At 73.7% G+C, this 3,821-nt stretch carries 4 protein-coding genes; 3 read left to right on the forward strand and 1 reads right to left on the reverse strand.

The features are described from left to right. Nucleotides 1–1,458 (forward strand): DUF5719 family protein (locus tag CCN42_RS39250; protein ID WP_086741948.1); only part of this gene is annotated, 1,458 nt, incomplete at its 5' end. 30 nt (nt 1,459–1,488) lie between these two features. On the opposite strand, the gene CCN42_RS39255 is transcribed toward CCN42_RS39250, so the two are convergent. Continuing rightward, entirely contained in the window at nt 1,489–1,938 is a 450-nt protein-coding gene (locus CCN42_RS39255; protein WP_086171142.1) for a metallopeptidase family protein, read from the reverse strand. Between the two features lie 241 nt (nt 1,939–2,179). Between CCN42_RS39255 and CCN42_RS39260 the strand changes: the two genes are divergently transcribed. Both CCN42_RS39260 and CCN42_RS39265 read left to right on the forward strand, forming a co-directional pair. Beyond that, on the forward strand, nt 2,180–2,602 hold the full coding sequence (locus CCN42_RS39260; protein ID WP_086171143.1) for a DUF3499 domain-containing protein: 423 nt from the start codon (nt 2,180–2,182) through the stop codon (nt 2,600–2,602). 136 nt (nt 2,603–2,738) lie between these two features. Beyond that, nucleotides 2,739–3,821 (forward strand): phosphomannomutase/phosphoglucomutase (locus CCN42_RS39265; RefSeq protein ID WP_086741949.1); only part of this gene is annotated, 1,083 nt, incomplete at its 3' end.

The following is a 3,821-nucleotide window of genomic DNA, read 5'->3' on the forward strand; positions in this document are numbered from 1 at the left end:
GCCGCGCTCGCCGCCGTCACCGCAGCCGCCACGCTCACCGCCCCCGACGCGTCCGGCACCGCCCGCGCGGCGGCGCGCCTGCCCGTCGAACGCACCAGCCTGGCCTGCCCGGCACCCAGCGCCTCCGACCTCGCCGAGACGACGTACGCCTCCTTCACCCCCGTCACCGCGGGCGCGGCGAAGGAGGGCACGGCGCACCTGCGGACGGCCGCCCGGCAGACCGCGGAGGCCGGCGACGACGCCAAGGGGAGGAGCGGCAAGGCGGGCAAGGCCCCGCTGAAGCCCGCGGAGCCCGGCAAGCCGGCCGCGGGCGAGTCCTCCGGCGCCGAGTCGCCCGCGCTGATCGGCACCGCCGAGGGCAGGTACGCGCCCGGCTGGACCGTCCAGCAGACCACCGAGGTCACCGCGGGCACCGGACGCGGCCTCCAGGGCCTCGGCTGCACCACCCCGGACACCGAGTTCTGGTTCCCGGGCGCGAGCACGGGCCAGGGCCGCACGGACTACCTGCACCTCACCAACCCCGACGACTCCGCCGCCGTCGTGGACATCGAGCTGTACGGCGCGGAAGGCCCGCTGGAGTCGACGGTGGGCGAAGGCATGACGGTCCCGCCGCACTCCACAGAGCCGATCCTGCTCTCCACCCTGACCGGCGAGCGGCAGACCGACCTCACCGTGCACGTGACCGTGCGCAGCGGCCGGCTCGGAGCGGCGGTCCAGGCGCTCGACGACAAGCTGGGCGGGGACTGGCTGACGGCCGCCGCGGATCCGGCGGACAGCCTGGTGCTGCCCGGCATCCCCGAGGACGCCACCGAGGTGCGGCTGGTCGCCTTCTCCCCCGGGGACACGGACGCCGACCTGAAGATCCGGCTCGCCTCCCCGACGGGCGGATTCACCCCGGCGGGGAACGAGACGCTGCACGTCAAGGCGGGCATGACGACCGCCCTCGACCTGGGCGACGTCACCCGCGGCGAGGCGGGATCCCTCGTGCTCACCCCGACGGACCGGTCGGTGCCCGTGGTGGCGGCCGTGCGCGTGCTGCGGGGCAAGGGCTCCGCCCAGGAGACGGCGTTCGTCCCGGCGACCCGCGCGATCGAGACCCGGGCGAGCGCCGCGGGCAACGACGAGAAGGGCACCACCCTCTCGCTGACCGCACCCGGCGAGGCCGCGAAGGTCAAGGTCACGGCGTCGGCGGGCAGCGAGGGCGGGACGCCCGCCTCCCGCACGTACACCCTCGGGGCCGGCACCACACAGAACGTGGAGATCCCGGTCCCGAGCGGCCTGAAGGGCACGTACGCGCTGACGGTGGAGCCGCTCTCGGGCGGCCCCGTCCACGCGGCCCGCACTCTCGCGGCCGAGCAGGACGACGTCCCGGCCTTCACCGTCCAGACGCTCCCCGACGACCGGGGCACGGTGTCGGTGCCGGAGACGGAGCAGGACCTGTCCGTCCTCCAGGAGTAGCGGCGAGGCGGCGGCGGGAGGCGGGGAGGCTCAGTCCTCCCCGTACCGCGGATCCACCGTCTCCGGCGTCAGCCCCAGCAGCTCGGCGACCTGCTCGACGACGACCTCGTGCACCAGCGCGGCGCGCTCGTCGCGGCCCTTGGTGCGGATCTCGACCGGGCGCCGGTAGACGACCACCCGCGCCCGCCGCCCGTCCCGGGCCGGAATCGTCCCGCCGAGCGGCACGGCCTCGTCGTTCCACCCCTGCCCCGGCCCGTCCAGCCGCGGCACCTCCAGGACGAGGAAGTCGATGTCGGCGAGCTGCGGCCAGCGCCGTTCCAGCCGCTCCACGGAGTCCTGCACCAGATCCGCGAACACATCGGCGCGGCTCGCGGCGAGCGGAACCTGCGGCGGCGCGATCGGGCCGCGCATGCCCCGGCCGTGGCGATCACGACGGCGGGGCCCGGGGCCGGCGGCACGGGGCGGTACTCGGTTGTCCATCACTGGTGAAGGGTAGTCCTCGCCCACGGCGTGTCGCCGGATGACCATTCCAGCCAAGGTTGGGCTCGTTTCGCCTCTTTACGAGACCACCGACGACGAGGCAATTGACCCGCTCTGTGCCGACCGGCGACCGCTCCCCTGCCGCTCCGGACGCCGGAATATGCGTGTCTGTGCAGGTCAGTGGGGTATGCCAGAAGGGGTGTGTGGGACGTTTCACAGCGCGACACGGTGGAGTGACCTGGTGGAGAGTCGTCGCGGCCCGCTCAAGAGTGCGGTACCGTCCAACGTCGTGAGCCCTGTACGTCGCTGTTCGCGCACCGCCTGCGGCCGACCCGCCGTCGCGACGCTGACGTACGTCTACGCCGACTCGACCGCGGTCCTCGGCCCGCTCGCCACCTACGCCGAACCCCACTGCTACGACCTGTGCGCCGAGCACTCCGAGCGCCTCACCGCCCCGCGCGGCTGGGAGGTCGTCCGGCTGCTCGACGGCTCGGCGCCCGCCCGGCCCAGCGGCGACGACCTGGAAGCGCTGGCGAACGCCGTCCGCGAGGCGGCCCGCCCCCAGGAACGCGCGGCGCAGGCCGGCGGCGGAGCCCGCGCGGCGGATCCCATGGAGGTCGCGCGCCGCGGCCACCTGCGCGTCCTGCGCTCCCCGGACAACTGAGCGCCACGCCGAACCTGTCCTGAACACCGCCCTGACCTGAGATTACGTTGTGCGTCCGCTCGCCGGACCGCCCGGCACGATATCCGCGCGGGCGGGTAGTTTGTGGTCACCGACAGGACTTCCAGGAGGGTTGGCCGTGGCTGCTGATCTGTCACAGATCGTGAAGGCGTACGACGTGCGCGGAGTCGTTCCCGACCAGTGGGACGAGTCGCTGGCCGAGCTCTTCGGGGCGGCATTCGCCCAGGTGACCGGCGCGGACGCGATCGTGATCGGCCATGACATGCGTCCCTCGTCGCCGGGCCTGTCCCAGGCCTTCGCGCGCGGCGCGGCGGCCCGTGGCGTCGACGTCACCGAGATCGGCCTGTGCTCCACCGACCAGCTGTACTACGCCTCGGGCGCGCTCGACCTGCCCGGCGCGATGTTCACCGCCTCGCACAACCCGGCCCAGTACAACGGCATCAAGATGTGCCGCGCGGGCGCGGCCCCGGTCGGCCAGGACACCGGTCTGGCCGAGATCCGCGCACTGGTCGAGGCCTGGGCCGACTCCGGCGCCCCGGAGCCGGCGGCCACCCAGGGAACGATCACCCGGCGCGACACGCTGGAGGACTACGCGACCCACCTCCGCACCCTCGTCGACCTCACCTCCATCCGCCCCCTGAAGGTCGTCGTCGACGCGGGCAACGGCATGGGCGGCCACACGGTCCCCACCGTCTTCGCGGGGCTGCCGCTGACGCTCGTCCCCATGTACTTCGAGCTGGACGGCACCTTCCCCAACCACGAGGCGAACCCCCTCGACCCGGCGAACATCGTCGACCTGCAGCAGCGGGTCCGCGAGGAGGGCGCCGACCTCGGCATCGCCTTCGACGGCGACGCCGACCGCTGCTTCGTGGTCGACGAGCACGGCGACCCCGTCTCCCCGTCCGCCGTCACCGCCCTGGTCGCCTCCCGCGAGCTGGCCCGGTACGGCGGCAAGGGCACGGTCATCCACAACCTGATCACCTCCTGGTCGGTCCCGGAGGTCGTCCGCGAGAACGGCGGCACGCCCGTCCGCACCCGCGTGGGCCACTCCTTCATCAAGGCCGAGATGGCGCGCACGGGCGCGATCTTCGGCGGTGAACACTCCGCCCACTACTACTTCAAGGACTTCTGGAACGCCGACACGGGCATGCTGGCCGCCGAGGGCCGCGAGGACGTGCAGGGCGGCCAGCATGCCCGTGTC

The organism is Streptomyces glaucescens, assembly GCF_002154375.1.
Taxonomy (GTDB): domain Bacteria; phylum Actinomycetota; class Actinomycetes; order Streptomycetales; family Streptomycetaceae; genus Streptomyces; species Streptomyces glaucescens.